20 protein-coding genes are annotated in these 19945 nt (G+C 71.3%); 17 read left to right on the forward strand and 3 right to left on the reverse strand.

Annotated elements, in window-relative coordinates:
- Positions 1-211 precede the first annotated feature (211 nt).
- Positions 212-1234: a LacI family DNA-binding transcriptional regulator gene (locus tag AMK33_RS16850; protein WP_073933647.1), complete on the reverse strand. Its 1023-nt coding sequence runs from the start codon at positions 1232-1234 to the stop codon at positions 212-214.
- 94 nt (positions 1235-1328) lie between these two features.
- On the opposite strand from AMK33_RS16850, the gene AMK33_RS16855 reads away from it, so the two are divergent.
- The 17 genes from AMK33_RS16855 (at position 1329) to AMK33_RS16935 (ending at position 18430) form a co-directional block, all read left to right on the forward strand.
- Positions 1329-2588 carry an MFS transporter gene (locus AMK33_RS16855; protein WP_073933648.1) on the forward strand — a complete coding sequence of 420 codons (1260 nt, stop codon included), beginning with the start codon at positions 1329-1331 and terminating at the stop codon, positions 2586-2588.
- Positions 2589-2597: 9 nt separating this feature from the next.
- On the forward strand, positions 2598-3959 hold the full coding sequence (gene pafA / locus AMK33_RS16860) for a Pup--protein ligase (protein ID WP_004933460.1): 1362 nt from the start codon (positions 2598-2600) through the stop codon (positions 3957-3959).
- Positions 3960-4096: 137 nt separating this feature from the next.
- On the forward strand, positions 4097-5098 hold the full coding sequence (locus AMK33_RS16865; protein ID WP_073933649.1) for an FKBP-type peptidyl-prolyl cis-trans isomerase: 1002 nt from the start codon (positions 4097-4099) through the stop codon (positions 5096-5098).
- A 61-nt stretch (positions 5099-5159) separates the two neighbouring features.
- Positions 5160-5531, forward strand: coding sequence for an FKBP-type peptidyl-prolyl cis-trans isomerase (locus AMK33_RS16870; protein ID WP_073933650.1), 372 nt, complete (start codon positions 5160-5162; stop codon positions 5529-5531).
- A gap of 123 nt (positions 5532-5654) precedes the next feature.
- Positions 5655-6608, forward strand: coding sequence for a helix-turn-helix transcriptional regulator (locus AMK33_RS16875; protein ID WP_073933651.1), 954 nt, complete (start codon positions 5655-5657; stop codon positions 6606-6608).
- Between the two features lie 18 nt (positions 6609-6626).
- The gene (locus tag AMK33_RS16880; RefSeq protein WP_073933652.1) at positions 6627-7622 is read left to right on the forward strand and encodes a helix-turn-helix transcriptional regulator; all 996 of its coding nucleotides are present in this window, start codon (positions 6627-6629) and stop codon (positions 7620-7622) included.
- Between the two features lie 41 nt (positions 7623-7663).
- Positions 7664-7957, forward strand: coding sequence for a phage terminase large subunit family protein (locus AMK33_RS16885; RefSeq protein ID WP_235618116.1), 294 nt, complete (start codon positions 7664-7666; stop codon positions 7955-7957).
- A gap of 10 nt (positions 7958-7967) precedes the next feature.
- Positions 7968-8162: a hypothetical protein gene (locus AMK33_RS16890; RefSeq protein ID WP_073933653.1), complete on the forward strand. Its 195-nt coding sequence runs from the start codon at positions 7968-7970 to the stop codon at positions 8160-8162.
- 234 nt (positions 8163-8396) lie between these two features.
- Positions 8397-8678, forward strand: a complete 282-nt coding sequence (gene tatA, locus AMK33_RS16895; protein WP_073933654.1) for a Sec-independent protein translocase subunit TatA — start codon at positions 8397-8399, stop codon at positions 8676-8678.
- Between the two features lie 92 nt (positions 8679-8770).
- A complete protein-coding gene (gene tatC / locus AMK33_RS16900) occupies positions 8771-9640 on the forward strand; it encodes a twin-arginine translocase subunit TatC (RefSeq protein WP_073933655.1) in 870 nt (289 codons plus the stop codon).
- Positions 9641-9671: 31 nt separating this feature from the next.
- Positions 9672-10562: a diacylglycerol kinase gene (locus AMK33_RS16905; RefSeq protein WP_073933656.1), complete on the forward strand. Its 891-nt coding sequence runs from the start codon at positions 9672-9674 to the stop codon at positions 10560-10562.
- 7 nt (positions 10563-10569) lie between these two features.
- Positions 10570-13428 (forward strand): DEAD/DEAH box helicase, encoded by a 2859-nt coding sequence (locus AMK33_RS16910; RefSeq protein ID WP_073933657.1) that lies wholly within the window; start codon positions 10570-10572, stop codon positions 13426-13428.
- 417 nt (positions 13429-13845) lie between these two features.
- Entirely contained in the window at positions 13846-15423 is a 1578-nt protein-coding gene (locus AMK33_RS16915; RefSeq protein WP_073933658.1) for an ATP-binding protein, read from the forward strand.
- Entirely contained in the window at positions 15420-15827 is a 408-nt protein-coding gene (locus tag AMK33_RS16920; protein ID WP_030225334.1) for a roadblock/LC7 domain-containing protein, read from the forward strand. Before AMK33_RS16915 ends, AMK33_RS16920 begins: the two co-directional genes overlap by 4 nt.
- Positions 15824-16234, forward strand: a complete 411-nt coding sequence (locus tag AMK33_RS16925) for a DUF742 domain-containing protein (RefSeq protein ID WP_073933659.1) — start codon at positions 15824-15826, stop codon at positions 16232-16234. Before AMK33_RS16920 ends, AMK33_RS16925 begins: the two co-directional genes overlap by 4 nt.
- Entirely contained in the window at positions 16215-16835 is a 621-nt protein-coding gene (locus tag AMK33_RS16930; RefSeq protein WP_073933660.1) for a GTP-binding protein, read from the forward strand. Before AMK33_RS16925 ends, AMK33_RS16930 begins: the two co-directional genes overlap by 20 nt.
- A gap of 56 nt (positions 16836-16891) precedes the next feature.
- Positions 16892-18430 carry a cytochrome P450 gene (locus tag AMK33_RS16935; RefSeq protein WP_073933661.1) on the forward strand — a complete coding sequence of 513 codons (1539 nt, stop codon included), beginning with the start codon at positions 16892-16894 and terminating at the stop codon, positions 18428-18430.
- Here the strand turns inward: AMK33_RS16935 and AMK33_RS16940 are convergent.
- Positions 18424-19377, reverse strand: a complete 954-nt coding sequence (locus AMK33_RS16940; RefSeq protein ID WP_073933662.1) for an RluA family pseudouridine synthase — start codon at positions 19375-19377, stop codon at positions 18424-18426. The two genes, AMK33_RS16935 and AMK33_RS16940, sit on opposite strands and share 7 nt — an antisense overlap.
- Positions 19378-19400: 23 nt before the next feature.
- Positions 19401-19670 carry a hypothetical protein gene (locus AMK33_RS16945; RefSeq protein WP_073933663.1) on the reverse strand — a complete coding sequence of 90 codons (270 nt, stop codon included), beginning with the start codon at positions 19668-19670 and terminating at the stop codon, positions 19401-19403.
- Positions 19671-19945: the final 275 nt, after the last annotated feature.

Raw genomic sequence — 19945 nt, forward strand, 5'->3', positions numbered from 1 at the left:
CCGCGGGCAGTCGTGCCGCTGGGGCGGCACGGGTGGGCGCGACGGCACCCCGTAAGCGCCGGGCTGCGCGAACACCCTCGGCCCGCACCAACGCGGGGCACCTCACACGGCGCCGGGCCGCGCGAACCCGCCCCCGGCCTACACCGACGCCGGGCGCCCCGTAAGCCGCCGGGCAGCGCAACCCCACCCCCGCTCAGCACCGCCGCAGCCCTCAGCGGGGCGCCGGGGCCGTGGACCCCCGTACCACCAGCTCGACCGGGATGTCGCCCGCAGCGGGGGCGCGGCCCTCCAGGACCGCCAGCAACGCCTCCATCCCCCGCTCACCGAAAAGCTCCGCATCCAACCGCACCGTGGTCAGCTCCGGATCGATCGCGCTCGCGAGGGCCAGATCGTCCAGACCGGTGACGGACAGGTCCTCGGGAACGCGCAGTCCCAGACGCCGCGCGGCCTTGTACGTGCCGGCCGCCAGATGGTCGTCGTCGCAGACCACGGCGGTGGGGCGGTCCGGCACCGCCGCCGCCCCGGAGAGCGCGGCCTCCGCAGACACATCCGCCCCCTTGATCGAGATCGGTGCCCGCGCCGTGCGCAACGACGTCCCCGGAACCTTCCGCAGCCGCGCCGCCAGCTCCCGCGCGCGTACCTCGAAGGTCCAGGACGCCACATCCGCCGCCAGGTGCAGAAAGTGGCGGTGGCCCAGTGCCAGGAGGTGGTCGGTGACCTGGCGGACGCCGTCGGCGATGTCGAGGTTGACCGTGGCCGCGCCCACACTGCCCCCGGGGTCGCTGTCCAGCATCACCAGCGGCAGCGCCTCGCCGCGGATCGCGGTGAGGGCCTCCGCGGCCATGGAGGAGGCGATGACGCCGTCCAGGGCCGCCTGCGCGGACGCGAAGGGGTCGCGGGCGGGGCCGATGCCCTCGGGGGAGGGGTAGAGGACCACGCCGAAGCCGTGCCGGGAGGCCACCCGGGCGGCGCCGGTGTAGACACCGGCGAAGAACTCCGTGGTGAGGGCGGGGACGACCAGGAGGACCGTACGGGTGCGGCCGAGGCGGAGATTGCGGGCGGCCAGGTTGGGGCGGTAGCCCAGGGTGCGCGCGGCCTCGCGGACGCGTTCCGCCGTGGCCTCGGAGACCCGGCCGCGCCACTTGTCGCCGAGGACCAGGGAGACCGCCGCCTGGGAGACGCCGGCGGCCTGGGCGACGTCCCGGCTCGTGGGGCGGGTGCCGGCTCGGGGCATCGTCGGGCCGCTCCTTCGTCTGGACTGGTGAACAGCGGACATGGTACGTATGGAGTGCTTAGTTATACGTAAAACTTCCAGTGAAGGGGCCCGCATGGCCACGGGATACCTGGATATCCTCCGGGCACGGCACGCCACCCGGCTGCTCGTGGGCACGCTCGTGGGACGGCTGCCCAACGCGACCGCCGCCATCGCGATCGTGCTGTTCGTGCGCGCGGAGGGCGGTACGTACAGCCTCGCCGGCGCGCTGGCGGCGGTGTACGGCGTCGCCAACGCCGTGGGGCAGCCGGTGCTGGGGCGGCTGGTGGATCTGCGCGGGCAGCCGCGGGTGCAGTTGCCGGCCGCGGTGCTGTCGGCACTGGCGATGGCCGTGTTCGCCTTCGCGGGAACCGGGTCGCCGGCGGTGGCGTACGGCGCGGTGGCCGCGGCGGGGCTCTTCACCCCGCCCCTGGAGGGCGGACTGCGCGCCCTGTGGTCCTCCGTGCTGCCCGAGGAGGACCACGTCCACCGGGCGTACGCCATGGACGCCGTGGCGCAGGAGGTGATGTTCACCGTCGGGCCGCTGCTGGTGACGGTGTGCGCCTCGTTGTGGTCGGCGCAGGCCGCGCTGCTGGTGCTGAACGTCATCGGGGTGCTGGGGGCCCTCTCCGTGGTCGTCTCGCCGCCCTCGCGCGCCTGGCGGTCGGCGCCGCGCGAGGCGCACTGGCTGGGCGCGCTGCGCTCGACGGGGCTGCTCGCGCTGCTGGGTGCCTTCCTGGCCGTGGGGATGGCGCTGGGGTCCATCACCGTGGCGGCGGTGTCGTACGCGGACGAGCACGGCGGCGACCAGGTGTACGGCTGGCTGATGGCCGGGATCGGGCTGGGTGCGCTCATCGGCGGTATGGCGTACGGGGCGCGGCAGTGGGCCGGTGAGCCCGCGCGGCGACTCCAGGGGCTCGTGGCCCTTCTGGCGGTGTGTTACCTGCCGCTGATGCTGATGCCGGGCGCGGTGGCCATGACGTTGCTCATGGTGGTCGCCGGGCTCTTCCTGGCACCGGCCATCGCTTGTGCTTTCGTGCTCGTGGACCGGCACGCGCCGCGCGGGACCGTCACGGAGGCGTTCTCCTGGCTGGTGACGACGTTCACTGTGGGCGCGTCGGTCGGAACGGGCCTCACCGGTCCGGTCGTCGAGGCGGGCGGGGCGCTGTGGGGGTTCGCCGTGCCGGGGGTCGCGGGTGGCGTGTCGCTGCTGGTTTTGATCGCCACGGGACGGGTACTGGCAGTTCCCGCCGGGAGGGCGGTGGTCGCGGCCCGTTCGGAAAATGATCCAAATCGTGCCGTCGAACCTCGTTTCAGGTCGGGGGATCGGGCGTAATGTTCCCTCATGGACCGCCGCATTTTCGGGCTGGAGAACGAGTACGGCGTCACGTGCACGTTCAGGGGACAGCGCCGCCTGTCGCCTGACGAGGTGGCGCGGTACCTCTTCCGCCGTGTCGTGTCATGGGGCCGAAGCAGCAATGTCTTTCTGCGGAACGGCGCCCGCCTCTATCTCGACGTGGGATCACATCCGGAATACGCAACGCCGGAATGTGACAACGTGACCGAACTGGTCACCCACGACAAGGCAGGCGAGCGCATTCTCGAAGGACTCCTGGTGGACGCCGAACGACGCCTGCACGAGGAGGGAATCGCGGGCGACGTCTACCTCTTCAAGAACAACACCGACTCCGCCGGCAACTCCTACGGCTGCCACGAGAATTATCTGGTGGCCCGGCACGGGGAGTTCTCGCGGCTCGCGGACATCCTTATTCCGTTCCTGGTGACCAGGCAGTTGCTGTGCGGCGCCGGCAAGGTGCTGCAGACGCCGCGCGGCGCCGTGTACTGCGTGAGCCAGCGGGCCGAGCACATCTGGGAGGGCGTCTCCTCGGCGACGACCCGCTCGCGGCCCATCATCAACACGCGCGACGAGCCGCACGCGGACGCCGAGCGCTACCGCCGGCTGCACGTCATCGTGGGCGACTCGAACATGTCCGAGACGACCATGCTGCTCAAGGTCGGCGCCACCGACCTGGTGCTGCGCATGATCGAGGCGGGCACCGTGATGCGCGACCTCACCCTGGAGAACCCGATCCGGGCGATCCGCGAGGTCAGCCACGACATCACGGGCCGGCGCAAGGTGCGCCTGGCCAGCGGCCGGGAGGCCTCCGCGCTGGAGGTGCAGCGCGAGTACTACGAGAAGGCGCTGGACTTCTGCGAGCGCCGGGGCATCCGCACCGGCACCGTCGAGCAGGTGCTGGAGCTGTGGGGCCGTACGCTGGACGCGATCGAGGCCGAGGACCTCGACCGTATCGGCACCGAGATCGACTGGGTCATGAAGTACAAGCTCCTCGAGCGGTACCGGGCCAAGCACAACATGACGATGTCGCACCCGAGGGTCGCGCAGATAGACCTCGCCTACCACGACATCCACCGCCGGCGGGGGCTGTACTACCTGCTGGAGAAAAAGGGACAAGCGGCCCGGATCTGCAACGATTTGAAGATCTTCGAGGGCAAGTCCGTTCCGCCGCAGACCACTCGGGCCAGGCTGCGGGGCGACTTCATCCGGCGGGCCCAGGAACAGCGCCGCGACTTCACCGTCGACTGGGTGCACCTCAAGCTCAACGACCAGGCCCAGCGCACGGTGTTGTGCAAGGACCCGTTCCGCTCGGTGGACGAACGGGTGGAGAAGCTGATCGCCGGAATGTGAGAGACGCGTTCCGCCAGGGATCCCAAAATTCCCGGAACGTCACACGGGCGCCGTACGTTACACCGTGCGGCGCCCTTCTCACGCCGTAGAGTTGCGCGGACGCCATCCACAAGATCGATGATTACGAGGCCCCCACCGTGCGCCGACGCTCACTACTCATTGCCGTTCCCGCTGGACTGGTGACCCTCGCCGCGTGCGGCGACGACAAGTCCGACTCGGGCAAGGCCAGCGACAGCGCCTCGCCCTCGGCGCCCCAGACGTCCGCGGCGCCGTCGCCGAAGATCGTCGACGGGCCGCTGCCGGCGATCACCGCGGGCACGAAGTTCGGGGAGAAGCCGACGGTCGCCAAGGGCAGCGGCGACCCGTCCAAGGACCTCGCGGTCAAGACGGTCATCGCGGGCGGCGGCAAGACGGTCGCGGAGAACGACTTCGTCGTGGCCCACTACCTGGGCCAGGTGTGGAGCACCGCGAAGGTGTTCGACAACTCCTACGACCGCAAGACCCCGCTGGCCATCCAGCTCGCCCAGGGCACCATCATCGACGGCTGGCGGTACGCGCTGACCGGCAAGAAGGCCGGCAGCCGCGTCCAGATGGCCGTCCCGCCCACCTGGGGCTACGGCGAGCAGGGCAATGAGCAGGCCGGCATCAAGGGCACCGACACGCTGGTGTTCGTGGTCGACATCCAGGACTCGTTCAACGCCAAGAGCTCCGCCAAGGGCACCGAGGTGGCGCAGGACGACAAGGACCTGCCCAAGGTCGGCACCAACACCGACGGCAAGGCCCCCTCCATCGAGGTGCCCGACGCGGACGCCCCGAAGAAGCTCGTGTCGAGCTATGTCATCGAGGGCGACGGCGAGGAGGTCGGCGCCGAGAACAGCGTCCTCGTGCAGTACAAGGGCGTGCTGTGGGACGGCGGCAAGGAGTTCGACTCCACGTACGACCGGGGGCAGCTCACGTCGTTCTCGCTCCAGCAGGTCGTCAAGGGCTGGGCGCAGGGGCTGACCGGCAAGAAGGTCGGCAGCCGGGTCCTCATCGTCATCCCGCCGGAGCTGGGTTACGGCGACAATCCGCCGGAGGGCAGCGGCATCAAGAAGGACTCGACGCTGGTCTTCTCGGTGGACATCCTCGCGAAGCTGTGACGCCGTGGGGATGTAAGACTGTGCGTGTTCGCCTTTCCGCAGACAAGCAGGAGCGTTAGACGTGAGCATCGACAAGCCCGAGATCGACTTCCCGGGCGGCGAGCCCCCGGCGGACCTCGAGATCAAGGACATCTGGGAGGGCGACGGCGAGGTGGCGCAGGCGGGCCAGACCGTCACCGTGCACTACGTCGGCGTGGCCTTCAGCACGGGCGAGGAGTTCGACGCCAGCTGGAACCGTGGCACCCCCTTCCGCTTCCCGCTGGGCGGCGGCCGGGTCATCAAGGGCTGGGACCAGGGCGTGCAGGGCATGAAGGTCGGCGGCCGCCGCCAGCTGACCATCCCCGCCCACCTCGCCTACGGCAACCAGAGCCCCACCCCGTTGATCAAGCCCGGTGAGACCCTGATCTTCGTGGTCGACCTGCTCGGCGTCTGATCCGACCGAGGCCGATCATCCGGGGCCCATGCCTGTCCGGGCGTGGGCCCTCGGCTTTTACCGCGCCGCCTCGGGGCGGTACGGTCGTCGCTCGTAAGCACCATAGGGAGGCGAAGCGGGTCGATGGCCATTGCCAAGGCCGAGCGGCTGATGAACCTGGCGCTGTGTCTGCTCGGGACGCGCCGGCCCCTCAGCAAGCGTGAGCTGCGCGAGTCGATCGAGGCCTATCTCGAAGCGGGCTCCGACGACTCCTTCAACCGCATGTTCGAGCGCGACAAGGACGACCTGCGCGAACTCGGACTGGTCATCGAGACCGTGGAGAACCTGGACGGCGAGGTCGGCTATCTGGCCCGCCGCGACAGCAACCGGCTGCCGCCCATCACCCTCGACGCCGAGGAGGCCGCCGCCCTCGGGCTCGCCGCCAAGGTGTGGCAGCAGGCCCGGCTCGCCGGAGCGGCCAGCGGCGCCCTGCAGAAGCTGCGCGCGGCCGGCCTGCCCGAGGACGTCGACCCGTACGGCGCCCACGGCGCGCTGGAGCCGCGCATCCCGGTGCACGAGGCCGCGTTCGAGCCGCTGATGCTGGCCTGCCGCGACCGCCGGCCGGTCGTCTTCGACTACCGCAAGGCCAACGCCGCCCAGCCCGGACAGCGGCACGTCGAACCGTGGGCGCTGGAGTGCTGGCGCGGTCACTGGTACCTGGCCGGCTGGGACCGCGACCGGGGCGCCGAGCGGGTCTTCCGGCTCTCCCGGATCACCGGGAAGGTGCGCTCGCGCAGCGGCCGGTTCACCGTCCCGGTACCGGACGTCGTCACCGTGCGGGAGACCGTGGCGAGCTGGGCCGGGGAGACCGCCGACCGCTCGGCGCGGATCCGGCTGCGTTCCGACGCCGGTTACCCCCTTCGGGCGAAGGCCACCGTGGTACGGGAACTCGGCGACGGCTGGGACGAGTTGGAGATTCCGTACGGGCACGGCCTGGACGCCTGGCTGGTGGAGTTCGGGCCCGATGTGGTGGTCCTGGAGCCCGCCGAGCTGCGGGCCGACGTGATGGACCGGCTGCGTGCCGTGGCCAAGGGCTGAGGGGGAGCGGACAAGAACGTGGCAGGCAAACCGGTCAGGCCCGTGAACGCCATCGACCAGACCCGGCGGATGCTCTCCCTGGTGACGTATCTGCGGGAGCGTCCCGGCGCGCGGATCGAGGACGTGGCGCGCGCCTTCGGGATCACCGAGGACGAGCTGGTCTCCGACCTCGACGTGCTGCCCATGTGCGGCACCAGCTTCCGCGGCGGCGATCTGCTGGACATCGACACCGACGGCGAGCGCATCTGGTGGCACAACCCGGCCGCCCTCGGCGCGGAGGCGGCCGAGCCGCTGCGGCTCGCCGCCGACGAGGCCACCGCGCTGCTGGTCGCCGCCCGTGCCGTGGCCACGCTGCCGGGGCTGCGCGAGGGCGACCGGCAGGCGCTGCTGCGGGCCACCGCGAAGGTGGAGGCCTCGGCCGGTGAGGCGGCCGGCGCCAGCGCCCGGCTGTCGGTGACCTTCGAGTCCGAGGGCGGCGTCTTCGCGGACGTCGACCGGGCCATCGCCGAGCGCCGCAGACTGTGGATCCGCTACTACTCGCCCGCCCGTGACGAGGTCACCGAGCGGGAGATCGACCCCATCCGCCTGGTCAGCGTCGGGCACACGTATGTCGAGGCCTGGTGCCGGCGCTCCGAGGCACGCCGCACCTTCCGGCTCGACCGGGTCGCCGAGATCCGCATCCTCGACGAGCCGTCCGCGCCGCCCGAGGTCGAGCTGCGGGACCTGTCGGAGGCGCTGGTGCAGCCCGCGGCCGAGGATCCCGAGGTCGTGGTCGAGGTCGGGCCGGGCGGGCGCTGGGTCGCCGAGTACTACCCGCACGACAGCGCGGACGAGCTTCCCGACGGCGGGCTGCGTATCACTCTGCGCACACCCGACCCGGCCTCGCTCAGACGGCTGGCCCTGCGGCTCGGCCGCGACGGCCGCATCGTCGAGCCGCACGCGCTGGCCGACAGCGCCCGGCAGGCGGCCCGTGAGGCGCTGGCGGCGTACGACGGGGTCGAGGCGGCCGGATGAGCGGGACCGCACGGACAGGACGACAGGCAGGAGCGAGGGCTTTGAGCGAGTCGGCGACGTCCGGTGCGCGGACCATGACGGCGGCGTCCGCGTTCGCGGGGATGAGGAGCGTGGCCCCGGTGATGTTCCGGGCGGGCTGCCCGGACTGCCGGGAGCGCTTCGAGCTCGCCGCGAGCGCGCTGCGCCTGGCCATCGGCGCCAGCAGCCGTACCACCTTTTACTCCTTCACCTGCCCCGAGTGCGGGGCGGCCGTCCGCAAGCCGGCGGGGGAGCGGATCGTGGAGCTGCTCATCGGCGGAGGGGTCCGGACACTGCGGCTCCACTCGACCGTCTAGGCTCGCCCTCATGTTCTGGCCGATGTTCGCGATTGCCGTGGGGTTCCTGGGTCTGCTGGTGCTCGGGGTGTTCGCAGTCAAGGTCTTCGTCGAGGCGGAACGGCTCGGCAGGCAGGTCACGGACTCGGCCCGCCGCATCAGCCGCGCCGCGGAGGACCTGGAACACGCGGCGACCAGCACGGCCCGCTCCGCCGAAGCCCTCTGAGCGGTCCCGGCCACTCCCGGCGCCGGTTCGCCCTGTCACCGTGCGGGTCCCGGCAGGTACGCTGCTGGTCGCGGCCCGGAGAACGAGGCCCGGACCGCGGACGGGAGTACGCACGGGGATTGCCGGACGTTTACCCCTGAGCGTTACGATCGCTGTCAGCGCCGTCGTTCGGACACCTGTCCGACCGGTCGGACAGCCACCCACCCACCCGCCTCGGTGAGAAGGTAAAGACTTATGGGACGGCTCGGACCCACCGAGATCATTCTGATCCTCGTCGTCATCATCCTGCTGTTCGGCGCGAAGAAGCTCCCGGACATGGCGCGGTCGCTCGGCAAGTCCGCCCGCATCCTCAAGAGCGAGGCGAAGGCGATGAAGGACGACAACAAGTCCGCCGCCCCCGCCGACCCGCCGGCCACCGGCGAGCAGCCCCCGGCGCAGCGCACCATCCAGGCCGCCCCCGGCGACGTGACCAGCTCCCGCCCGGTCACGGAGCCGACGGACACGACCAAGCGCTGACGCAGGGCCGGTGAACTCCGGCCCGCCGCACGAGATGGGAACGTGGGTTGCTCAAGTCTGCCCGCAAGCAGGAGAGGGATCCCGAGGGGCGGATGCCCCTCGTGGAACACCTGCGTGAGCTGCGCAACCGGCTCGCCAAGGCCGTCGTCGCGATCGTCGTGGTGATGATCGCGGCCGCGTTCTACAGCGAGCAGCTCATGCAGTTCCTCGCGGAGCCGGTGCCCAAATGCGAGGACCTGGCGAACAGCGACGGTGGTAACTGCGCCATCGTCTCCTTCAACACGCTGACGTCGCCGTTCACCACGACGATCAAGGTGAGCCTCATGGCCGGCCTGATCGTCTCCAGCCCTGTGTGGCTCTACCAGCTCTGGGCCTTCGTCGCCCCCGGGCTGCACAAGCACGAGAAGAAGTACACCTACTACTTCGTCTCGGCCGCGGTTCCGCTGTTCGTCGGCGGCGCCTACCTGTCGTACGTCATCCTCCCCGTCAGCATCAAGGTGCTGCTCAGCCTCACCCCCGGGGGATCGGCCAACATCCTCTCGCTCGACGAGGTCCTCGACTTCACCATCAGGATGGTGCTGGTCTTCGGCCTGGCCTTCGAGCTCCCCCTGCTGCTCATCATGCTGAACCTGGTCGGCATCGTCTCCGGCCGCCGCATGATGGGCTGGTGGCGCGGTGTCGTCATGGGCGTCTTCGTCTTCGGCGCGGTCGCGACGCCCACCACCGACCCGGTGGGGATGATCGCGCTCTCCGGGCCCATCGTCGTCCTCTACTTCGTCGCTGTGGCGTTCTCGCTGCTCAACGACAAACGGCGTGCCCGCAAGGAATCCCAGGGCCCCGCCGACGACGAGGCCTCCGAACTGGATCTCACCCCGGAGGACATCGATCCGGTGGAGCCCGTGGCCGCCCTGCCCGAGCAGGCGTCCAAGGACCGGGTCAACGGTTATGACGACGTGACCTGAGGACCGCCTCGCAGCTCATAGGGTCATCCCCGTGACCAGCGAGATCACCCTCTTCGTCAACCCCACCGCGGGCCGCGGCCGGGGCGCCCGCGCGGCGCGGTCGGCCGCTTCCGCGTTCCGGGACGCCGGTTTCTCGGTGCGGACCGTGCTCGGTGACGATCCCCGGGACGCCCTGGACCGGGCGCGCGCCACCGTCGAGGAGGGCACCGGCGCCCTGATCGCCGTCGGCGGCGACGGGATGGCGAACCTCGCCCTCCAGGCCGTCGTCGGCACCGGCACCCCCTTCGGCCTGGTCGCCGCCGGAACCGGCAACGACTTCGCCCGCGCCCTCGGCATGCCCCTGCGGGAACCGGCCGCGGCCGGCCGGATGATCGCCGACGCCCTCAAGTGCGGCCGGGTCCGCGACATCGACCTCGGCCGGGTCGGCGACCGCTGGTTCGGCGCCGTACTCGCCTCCGGCTTCGACTCGCGGGTCAACGACCGCGGCAACCGGATGCGGCTGCCCCTCGGCCGCTTGAAGTACGACGTCGCGATGGTCGCCGAGCTGGCCGCCTTCCGCCCGCTGCCGTACCGGATCACCCTGGACGGCGGCGAGGTCCGCGAGGTCGAGGCGACGCTGGTCGCCGTCGGCAACGGGCCGTCGTACGGCGGCGGCATGCGGATCTGCCCCGGAGCCGATCTCACCGACGGGCTGTTCGACATCACGGTGGTCGGCGAGTGCAGCCGGGCCACGCTGCTGCGGGTGTTCCCGAGGGTGTACCGGGGGACGCACGTCGGTCATCCCGCGATCACCGTGCTGCGGGCGGCGAGCGTGGAGCTGGTCGCCGAGGAGGTCACCGGGTACGCGGACGGGGAGCCGGTGGGGCCGCTGCCGCTCACCGCGCGCTGCGTGCCGGGCGCGCTGCGGGTCGTGGGCCCCTGAACGGATAATGATCGTCCTGTTGTCGGTGCGGCCCGGTACGCTCGAAAGCACGATGACAGAGGACCTCTCACCGGCCGAGCGGTACGCGGCGGCGCGCAGGCGCGCTGCCGAGCAGGCCACCGCGCTCGCCTCCTTCCGCGAGATGTACGACTTCGGCCTCGACCCCTTCCAGATCGAGGCCTGCCAGGCGCTCGAAGCGGGGAAGGGCGTGCTGGTCGCCGCGCCCACCGGCTCCGGCAAGACGATCGTCGGCGAGTTCGCCGTCCACCTCGCCCTCCAGCAGGGCAAGAAGTGCTTCTACACGACACCCATCAAGGCGCTGTCGAACCAGAAGTACGCCGACCTGTGCCGCCGCTACGGCACGGAGAAGGTGGGCCTGCTCACCGGCGACAACAGCGTCAACTCCGACGCCCCGGTGGTCGTGATGACCACCGAGGTGCTGCGGAACATGCTGTACGCCGGGTCGCAGACCCTCCTCGGCCTCGGCTACGTGGTGATGGACGAGGTGCACTACCTCTCCGACCGCTTCCGCGGCGCCGTCTGGGAGGAAGTGATCATCCACCTCCCCGAGTCGGTGACCCTGGTGTCACTCTCGGCGACGGTGTCGAACGCGGAGGAGTTCGGCGACTGGCTGGACACCGTCCGCGGCGACACCCAGGTGATCGTCTCCGAGCACCGGCCCGTGCCGCTGTTCCAGCACGTGCTCGCGGGGCGCCGGATATACGACCTGTTCGAGGAGGGGGAGGGCCGCAAGAAGGCCGTCAACCCGGACCTCACGCGCATGGCCCGCCTGGAGGCGAGCCGCCCGTCCTGGGGCGACCGCCGGCGCGGGCGGGGCAACATGCGCGAGGCCGACCGGGAGCGCGAGCGCCGGCAGCGCTCGCGGGTGTGGACGCCGAGCCGGCCCGAGGTCATCGAGCGGCTCGACGCCGAGGGCCTGCTGCCCGCGATCACCTTCATCTTCAGCCGCGCCGCCTGCGAGGCCGCCGTCCAGCAGTGCCTGTACGCGGGCCTCAGGCTCAACGACGAGGAGGCGCGGGCCGCGGTCCGCTCCCTGGTCGAGGAGCGCACGGCCTCCATCCCGGCCGAGGACCTGCACGTCCTGGGTTACTACGAGTGGCTGGAGGGCCTGGAGCGCGGCATCGCGGCCCATCACGCGGGCATGCTGCCGACGTTCAAGGAGGTCGTCGAGGAGCTGTTCGTACGCGGTCTGGTGAAGGCCGTGTTCGCGACCGAGACCCTCGCGCTCGGCATCAACATGCCCGCCCGCTCGGTGGTCCTGGAGAAGCTCGTCAAGTGGAACGGCGAGCAGCACGCCGACATCACCCCCGGCGAGTACACCCAGCTGACCGGCCGGGCCGGCCGGCGCGGCATCGACGTCGAGGGCCACGCGGTCGTGCTGTGGCAGCGCGCCATGAACCCCGACCACCTGGCGGGACTGGCCGGCACGCGCACGTATCCGCTGCGCTCCAGCTTCCGGCCGTCGTACAACATGGCGGTCAACCTGGTCGAGCAGTTCGGCCGGCACCGCTCGCGCGAGCTGCTCGAGACGTCCTTCGCGCAGTTCCAGGCGGACAAGTCGGTCGTGGGCATCTCCCGGCAGGTGCAGCGCAACGAGGAGGGTCTCGAGGGCTACAAGGAGTCCATGACCTGCCACCTCGGCGACTTCGAGGAGTACGCGCGGCTGCGCCGGGAGCTGAAGGACCGGGAGAACGAGCTGGCCCGGCAGGGCGCGGCGCAGCGCCGCGCGGAGGCCGCCGTCGCGCTGGAGAAGCTCAAGCCCGGTGACATCATCCACGTACCCACCGGGAAGTACGCGGGGCTGGCGCTGGTCCTCGATCCGGGGCTGCCGGCGGGCCGTTCCAACGGCCACCGCGGTTACGAGTACGCCGACGGCCCGCGCCCGCTGGTGCTGACCGCGGAGCGGCAGGTCAAGCGGCTGGCGTCGATGGACTTCCCGGTACCGGTGGAGGCGCTGGAGCGGATGCGGATCCCGAAGTCCTTCAACGCGCGGTCCCCGCAGTCCCGCCGGGACCTCGCCTCCGCGCTGCGCACCAAGGCCGGGCACATCGCGCCGGACCGGCACCGCAAGAAGCGTGCCCAGGCGGCCGACGACCGGGAGATCGCGCGGCTGCGCAAGGCGCTGCGGGCGCACCCGTGCCACGGCTGCCAGGACCGTGAGGACCACGCCCGCTGGGCCGAGCGCTACCACCGGCTGCTGCGTGACACCTCGCAGCTCGAGCGCCGTATCGAGGGCCGGACGAACACCATCGCCCGCACCTTCGACCGGATCGTCGCGCTGCTGACCGAGATGGACTATCTGCGCGGCGACGAGGTCACCGAGCACGGCAAGCGGCTGGCTCGGCTGTACGGCGAACTGGACCTGCTGGCCAGCGAATGCCTGCGCGAGGGCGTCTGGGAGGGGCTCGCCCCCGCCGAACTCGCCGCGTGCGTGTCGGCGTTGGTGTACGAGGCCCGGGTCGCCGACGACGCGATGGCGCCCAAGCTGCCGTCGGGCAAGGCCAAGGCGGCGCTCGGCGAGATGGTCCGCATCTGGGGCCGGCTGGACGCCCTGGAGGAGGACTTCCGGATCAGCCAGACGGAGGGCGTGGGCCAGCGCGAGCCCGACCTCGGATTCGCCTGGGCCGCCTACACGTGGGCGTCCGGCAAGGGCCTGGACGAGGTGCTGCGCGAGGCGGAGATGCCGGCCGGTGACTTCGTGCGCTGGTGCAAGCAGGTCATCGACGTGCTGGGCCAGATCTCGGCCGCCGCGCCGACCGCCGAGGGTTCGACGGTCGCCAAGAACGCCCGCAAGGCGGTCGACGGACTGCTGCGCGGCGTGGTCGCCTACTCGTCCGTGGGCTGAACACCTGGCCCAGGAGCCTCGCAGAAGCCCGGTGCGCCCCGTGCGCGCCGGGCTTCTGCCTTCCGTGCGCCCTCACCGGGGAGGCGTCACCGCCCGGTTCCATGGGCAGGATCAAGGCGCCCGGGGCGCTCCCTCACCCATGACGGTGAGTGGTTTTCGTACGCCTGAGCGTGATGACGGAGTGTGTTCGAACAGCCGCACTGCGTGTAAACGACCTGAGCGTACTCCTGTCCCAGGGGTCATTTCCGGCACTCGCCGAATATGACATGGCGATGATCCTGCCGGACTAAGCTCGCCCGCAGCGCACCGAGTTGAGATGAATTCGTGCGCTTGTTCCCCTATGTGCACGTTTCCCGGCCGTCAGTCGATTCGTTTCAGAGGGCTCACATGGCGAGTGTCCAACTTCCCTACACGCGCGTGCTGTTGTTGCCGGCCATAGTGATGGCCGCGGCGACCGGAGCCGCCGTCGCCCTGGTGACGGAGCCCGCCCGGATCGCCGTCGGCGTGTGCGGCGCCGTCGCGACCCTGCTGGTGACCGCCGCCGCGGCCGAGGCGGTGCGCCGCGGCCGGATTCTGCGCGAGGCGCGGGCCGGGCACGACCGTCACCGTGCGTACCTGGAGTCCCGGATCGCCGCCCACGACACGGAGACGGACTACTTCGTCAACCAGGTCGTCCCCGCGGCCCTGAACCACCTGCACAGCGGGAACGACCCCCATGAGGTGCTGCGCGCCCTGCCCCGGCTCAACCCGGCCTGGCGCGACCTGCCCGAGTACCAGCTCCGGATGCTGCGGACGATGCTCAAGATCATCGACGACGAGGAGAACCTGCGCGACTCCGCCCAGCGCTCCTTCGTCAGCATCGCCCGCCGCGTCCAGGCGATCGTCCACCAGCAGGCCAAGGAACTCCGCGAGATGGAGGAGGACCACGGCCGCAACCCCGAGGTCTTCGACGACCTGCTGCGCATCGACCACGGCACCGCGCTGATCGGCCGCCTCGCCGACTCCATCTCCGTCCTCGGCGGCGGCCGTCCCGGACGCCAGTGGCCCAAGCCCGTCGCGCTCTACAGCGTGCTGCGCGGCGCCATGTCCCGCATCCTCGAGTACCGCCGCATCGACCTGAAGTCGATCGCCAAGATCAACATCAAGGGCATCTACGTCGAGCCGGTCATCCACGCCGCCGCCGAGATCCTCGACAACGCCACCCGCTACTCGCCGCCGACCTCCAAGGTGAGCGTCACCGCCACCGAGGTGCAGACCGGCGTCGCCATCGAGATCGAGGACGCCGGCGTCAGCCTCGACGAGCAGGCCCGCGCCCGTATCGAGGGCATCCTCGAACAGGCCCAGAAGGGCACCGACCTCCAGGAGATCGGGGAGAACCCGCGCCTCGGCCTCGCCGTCGTCGGCCGCCTCTGCACCGCGTTCAACATGCAGGTCTCGCTGCGCGCCTCCGCGTACGGCGGCGTCCGCGCCGTCCTCGTCGTGCCCAGCGAGATGATCACCGACGAGCCCGGCGTGGGCCTCGCCCACGGCATCGGGGCGACCTCCGTGCCCCGCCCGGTCGACGCCCTGCCGGGCCCGGAGCGCACTCCCAAGAAGCGCCGCCCCACCAGTCCCCGCATCCCCGCCACCGTCTCCATGGAGGACGACGTCCCCGAGGTCACCGAGTGGACCGCGGGCGGACTGCCGCAGCGCCGCAGCCGGGTGAAGACCCCGTTGGCCCAGCGGTACGCCGAGCAGGCGGCCGCCGAACGGGCCGAGCGGGAGGCCAAGGAGCGGGGCGAGGAGTACCACGACATCTGGGCCAGGCCCGAGCCCGAGAAGAAGCAGGACGACCGCGAACCCGGGCTGTGGGTCGACGCCTTCTGGGAGGGCATGCGCAAGGGCCTCGACCCGGGCGTCCCCACCACCGACTTCACCCGGAACCCGACCGCCTACCTGCATCTCATCAACGAACCGGCCCGCACCGAGGCCGATGACGAGGGGGACCTCAAGTGATCCAGCAACGAGCCAACTTCGACTGGATGCTCAAGGAGCTCGCCGACGGCGTACCCGGCGTCGAGATGATCGTGGTGCTCTCCGCCGACGGCCTGCGCATCGCCCGCTACGGCGGCGAGCCGGACGCCGCCGACCGGGTCGCCGCGGCCTGCGCGGGCGTACAGAGCCTCGCCGGGGCCGTCGCCCAGGAACTCCCGTACGGCAACGGCGAGATGAAGATGGTGCTCATCGAGATCAACGAGGGCTACTTCTACCTGATGGCGGCCGGCGCCAACGCCTATCTCGCGGTGCTCTCCGACATGACCTGCGAGCCGGGCCGCATGGGCGGCATGATGCGCGACCTCGTCGTCCGCATCGGCGCCCATCTGACCAGTCCGCCCCGACGGAACGGGCAGACCGTATGACTCCTCCGCAACGCCAGAGGCGCTTCCCCCAGGACGGCCCCCCTCCGCAGCCGGCCGCACCGGCCGGGAAGGAGGGCGAGGGCGGCAACCCGGAGCGGCTGTACGTCGTCACCGGACCGGACGGCGAACGGGCCGACCTCGATCTCGTCACGCTGATCGTGGCCGGCTCCCCGGACCCCCCGCCCTCCGCCACCCCCGAGCAGGCGGCGCTGCTCCGGCTCTGTGCCGCCCCCCTGTCCGTGGCCGAACTGTCGGCCTATCTCAACCTGCCGTTCAGTGTGGTGACCGTGCTGCTCACCGAGATGCTGGCGGCGGAACTGGTCCAGGCGCGTTTCCCGATCGTCCGCAAGGCGCTGCCCGACCGTTCCCTTCTCGAAGCGGTGATGCATGGACTTCAAAGGCTCTGAGACCATCCCGGGCCCCCGCGCCGAGGACCAGTTGCCGCACACGGCACAGGCCGCGGTGAAGATCGTGATCGTGGGCGGATTCGGGGTCGGCAAGACGACCATGGTCGGCTCGGTCAGCGAGATCAAACCGCTGACCACCGAGGAGACCATGACGCAGGCCGGCGTCGGGGTCGACGACAACTTCGGTTCCGCGTCCAAGACGGCCACCACGGTCGCCATGGACTTCGGCCGCATCAAGATCACGGACCAGCTGGTGCTGTACCTGTTCGGCACCCCGGGCCAGGAGCGCTTCTGGTTCCTGTGGAACGGGCTGTTCGAGGGGGCGCTCGGCGCGGTCGTGCTGGTCGACACCCGCCGCCTCGAAGTCAGCTTCGACGTCATGGGGCGGCTGGAGGAGCGCGGCGTGCCGTTCGTCGTCGCGGTCAACTCCTTCCCCGACGCCCCGCGTTACCCCATCGAGGACCTGCGGTCCGCCCTCGACCTGTCCGAACAGATCCCGATCATGGAGTGCGACGTGCGGCGCCGCGCCTCCAGCCGTGACGTGCTGATGACCCTGATGCGGTTCCTGCACTCGCTCGCCATGACGGGCTCGCTCACCTGACCCCCGGGATCCCTCTCCCGCACCGGCCCCCGCTTTCCCCCCTCGGAGCGACCACTGTGACGCCTGAACCCACCTCCCTGACGGGAGACTCCCCGACCGGAACGGACGCCCCCCGGCCCGGCCCGCCCCCCGGCTGCCCCGCGCACGGCAAGGGCCCCGGCGGGCTGAGCCGGCTGCACGAGTCGGAGGACCTGAAGAAGCTGTACGAGGAACTGCGGGCCGAACACGGTCCGGTGGCGCCCGCGCTGGTCCACGACGACGTGCCGGTGTGGGTGGTCCTCGGCCACGCCGAGAACCAGCAACTGGTGCGCACCCCCGCGCAGTACTGCAAGGACAGCCGCATCTGGTCCGCGCTCGGAGAAGGACTGGTCAAGCCCGACCATCCGCTGATGCCGCACATCGCCTGGCAGCCGATGTGCGCCCACGCCGAGGGCGACGAGCACCGGCGGCTGCGCGGCGCCATCGACGCCGCCGTGGCGGCCACCGACTTCCGCGGTCTGCGCCGGCACGTCAACCGCAGCGTCCAGCGCGTCGTCAACCGGTTCTGCGAGGCGGGCGAGGCCGAACTGGTCGGCCAGTACGCCGAGCACCTGCCGATGGCCGTGATGTGCCACGTCCTCGGCATGCCCGACGAGTACGACGACCGGATGGTCGAGGCCGCCCGCGACATGATCAGGGGCACCGAGACCGCGATCGCCAGCAACGCCTACGTCATGGAGGCCCTGGAACGCCTCACGGCCCGCAGCCGGGCCCAGCCGCTGGACGACTTCACCGGCCACCTCATCAGGCACCCGGCCGGACTCACCGACGAGGAGGTCGCCCAGCACCTCAGAGTGGTGCTCATCGCCGCCTACGAGGCCACCGCCAACCTCCTCGCCAACGTGCTGCGCCAGGTGCTGATCGACCCGCGCTTCCGCTCCCAGCTCAACGGCGGCCAGATGACCGTGCCCCAGGCGGTGGAGCAACTGCTCTGGGACGAGCCGCCGTTCAGCACCATCTTCGCCTACTTCGCCAAGCAGGACACGGAGCTCGGCGGGCAGCGCATCCGCAAGGGCGACGGACTGGTCTTCGCGCCCGCTCCGGCCAACGTCGACCCGCGTGTGCGCCCCGACCCGACCGCCGACATGAAGGGCAACCGCTCGCACCTCGCCTTCGGCGGCGGCACGCACGAGTGCCCCGGCCAGGACATCGGCCGTGTGATCGCCGAAGTCGGTGTCGACGCGCTGCTCATGCGGCTGCCCGACGTCGAACTGAGCATCGACGAGGAGCAGTTGGCCTTCACCGAGTCCATCGCCTCGCGGCATCTCGTGGAACTGCCCGTCCACTTCACGCCCCGGCCGCAGCAGGACGTGACGCAGCGGCCCAGCCACGAGAACGACGCGCCACCGCAGCAGGACTGGCACATCGGCGTGACCCGGCCGGCGGCCACCGTGCCCTCTGCGTCTTCTGTCTCTCCTGTGCTGCCCGAGCCGAGCGTCGAGCCGCCCGTGCCGCACCCCGTACCGCCCCCCGCGCCGGTGCCGCCGCCGGTGGCGGAACCCGCCCCGCCGCGGGGCGCCTGGCAGCGCTTCCTGCGCTGGTGGCGCGGTTACTGACCGGCCGCCCAGTCCTCGTACGAGGACCATGCCGCGAGCATCCGGCCGCTGGTGAACCGGTGCTCCACGCCCGTCACCGGATCGGTGAACTCCAGCTTCCGCGCCAGCAGTTGCAGCGGACGCCGGAAGTCACCGGCCGGGACGGGGGCGGCCACCTCGGGATACAGCGGATCGCCGAGGATCGGCACGCCCAGGGCGTTCATGTGCACCCGTAGCTGATGGGTCTGTCCGGTGCCGGGCACCAGCCGGTACCGGCCGAGGCCACCGGCCCGGTGGGCGACGAGTTCGACGCGGGTGACCGCGTTCGGCTCGCCCTCGACCTCTTCGGCGGTCAGCACCCCGCGCTCCTTCACGATCCGGCTGCGTACGGTCCGGGGCAGGTCCAGCGCCGGGGCGTACGGGGCGACGGCCTCGTACTCCTTGTGCACAAGACGGTCGCGGAACAGCGTCTGATAGGCCCCGCGCTCCCCGGGCCGTACCGTGAACAGCACCAGGCCCGCGGTGAGCCGGTCCAGGCGGTGCGCGGCGCCCAGCTCCGGGACGCCCAGCTCACGGCGGAGCCGGGCGAGCGCGGTCTGGGCGACGTGGCTGCCGCGCGGGGTGGTGGCCAGGAAGTGCGGCTTGTCGACGACGACGATGTGCTCGTCCCGGTGGACGACCTCCAGCGGGAACGGCACCGGCACCTCGGCGGGCAGCTCACGGTGGAACCACACGAACATGCCGGGTGCGTACGGGGTGTCCGCCGGTACGGACCGTCCGTCCGCCCCGACGATCAGGCCCGCGGCGAACATCCCGTCCACGACTCCGGGGCCGGCGGCCGAGAGCCGCTGCGCCAGGTGCTCACGTACCGTGGCCCACTGTTCCCCGGCGGGCAGCCGGACCCGTACCGGGTCCACACCGTCGCGCTGCGGCAGGGGGGAGGGCGGGGTCGGCCGTCTGCGTCTCACACCGGGCAAGCGTACGGGGCCGCTCAGTCGTGGTTCCCGGTCGCCCGTCTCAGCTCCGCCTCGATCTCGTGGAGCGGTCTGCCCTCGGTCCGGGCGTACTCGGTCACCGCGAGGCGGACGTCACGGGCGAGGTCGCGCCAGGCCCGCCAGGCGGTTTCCCAGGTGGCGGTCTGGTGCCCGCTCCACTTGGTCCGGGTGGGCGGGCCGTAGGCGTCCCGCAGTTGCCGGACCCGGGAGTGGGCCTCGTCCGCCGCGCGCTGCTTGGCCACGAGCTCGTCGAAGGTGTGTGCCACGCGGCCGGATCCTGGGGCAGTGCCTTGCTTCTGGGTGGCCCGCCACGCCGCTGGTCCTGGCCCGACGGGCCACGGTTCACCTGATCAGCCCGTCCGGGCGGGTGGGCGGGGGCGTCCCGGTGCCTTGTGGGGTGCCCCGCGTCGATGGGGTCGCGGCCCCGGCGCTGTACGGGTGCCCGGTGTTGGTGTGGGCCCGGAGGTGGGGTTGCGCGGCCCGGCGCTTGCGGGGTGCCGTCGCGCCCACCCGTGCCGCCCCAGCGGCACGACTGCCCGCG

This window comes from Streptomyces sp. CB02400 (assembly GCF_001905725.1).
In the GTDB taxonomy this organism is placed as follows: Bacteria; Actinomycetota; Actinomycetes; order Streptomycetales; family Streptomycetaceae; genus Streptomyces; species Streptomyces atrovirens.

What these genes read in the sequence shown, in the direction of transcription:
- AMK33_RS16850 (WP_073933647.1), bottom strand. Translation starts at nt 1,234, where the DNA reads ATGCCCCGAGCCGGCACCCGCCCCACGAGCCGGGACGTCGCCCAGGCC.
- AMK33_RS16855 (WP_073933648.1), top strand. Translation starts at nt 1,329, where the DNA reads ATGGCCACGGGATACCTGGATATCCTCCGGGCACGGCACGCCACCCGG.
- pafA (WP_004933460.1), top strand. Translation starts at nt 2,598, where the DNA reads ATGGACCGCCGCATTTTCGGGCTGGAGAACGAGTACGGCGTCACGTGC.
- AMK33_RS16875 (WP_073933651.1), top strand. Translation starts at nt 5,655, where the DNA reads ATGGCCATTGCCAAGGCCGAGCGGCTGATGAACCTGGCGCTGTGTCTG.
- AMK33_RS16890 (WP_073933653.1), top strand. Translation starts at nt 7,968, where the DNA reads ATGTTCTGGCCGATGTTCGCGATTGCCGTGGGGTTCCTGGGTCTGCTG.
- tatA (WP_073933654.1), top strand. Translation starts at nt 8,397, where the DNA reads ATGGGACGGCTCGGACCCACCGAGATCATTCTGATCCTCGTCGTCATC.
- tatC (WP_073933655.1), top strand. Translation starts at nt 8,771, where the DNA reads ATGCCCCTCGTGGAACACCTGCGTGAGCTGCGCAACCGGCTCGCCAAG.
- AMK33_RS16910 (WP_073933657.1), top strand. Translation starts at nt 10,570, where the DNA reads ATGATCGTCCTGTTGTCGGTGCGGCCCGGTACGCTCGAAAGCACGATG.
- AMK33_RS16925 (WP_073933659.1), top strand. Translation starts at nt 15,824, where the DNA reads ATGACTCCTCCGCAACGCCAGAGGCGCTTCCCCCAGGACGGCCCCCCT.
- AMK33_RS16930 (WP_073933660.1), top strand. Translation starts at nt 16,215, where the DNA reads ATGGACTTCAAAGGCTCTGAGACCATCCCGGGCCCCCGCGCCGAGGAC.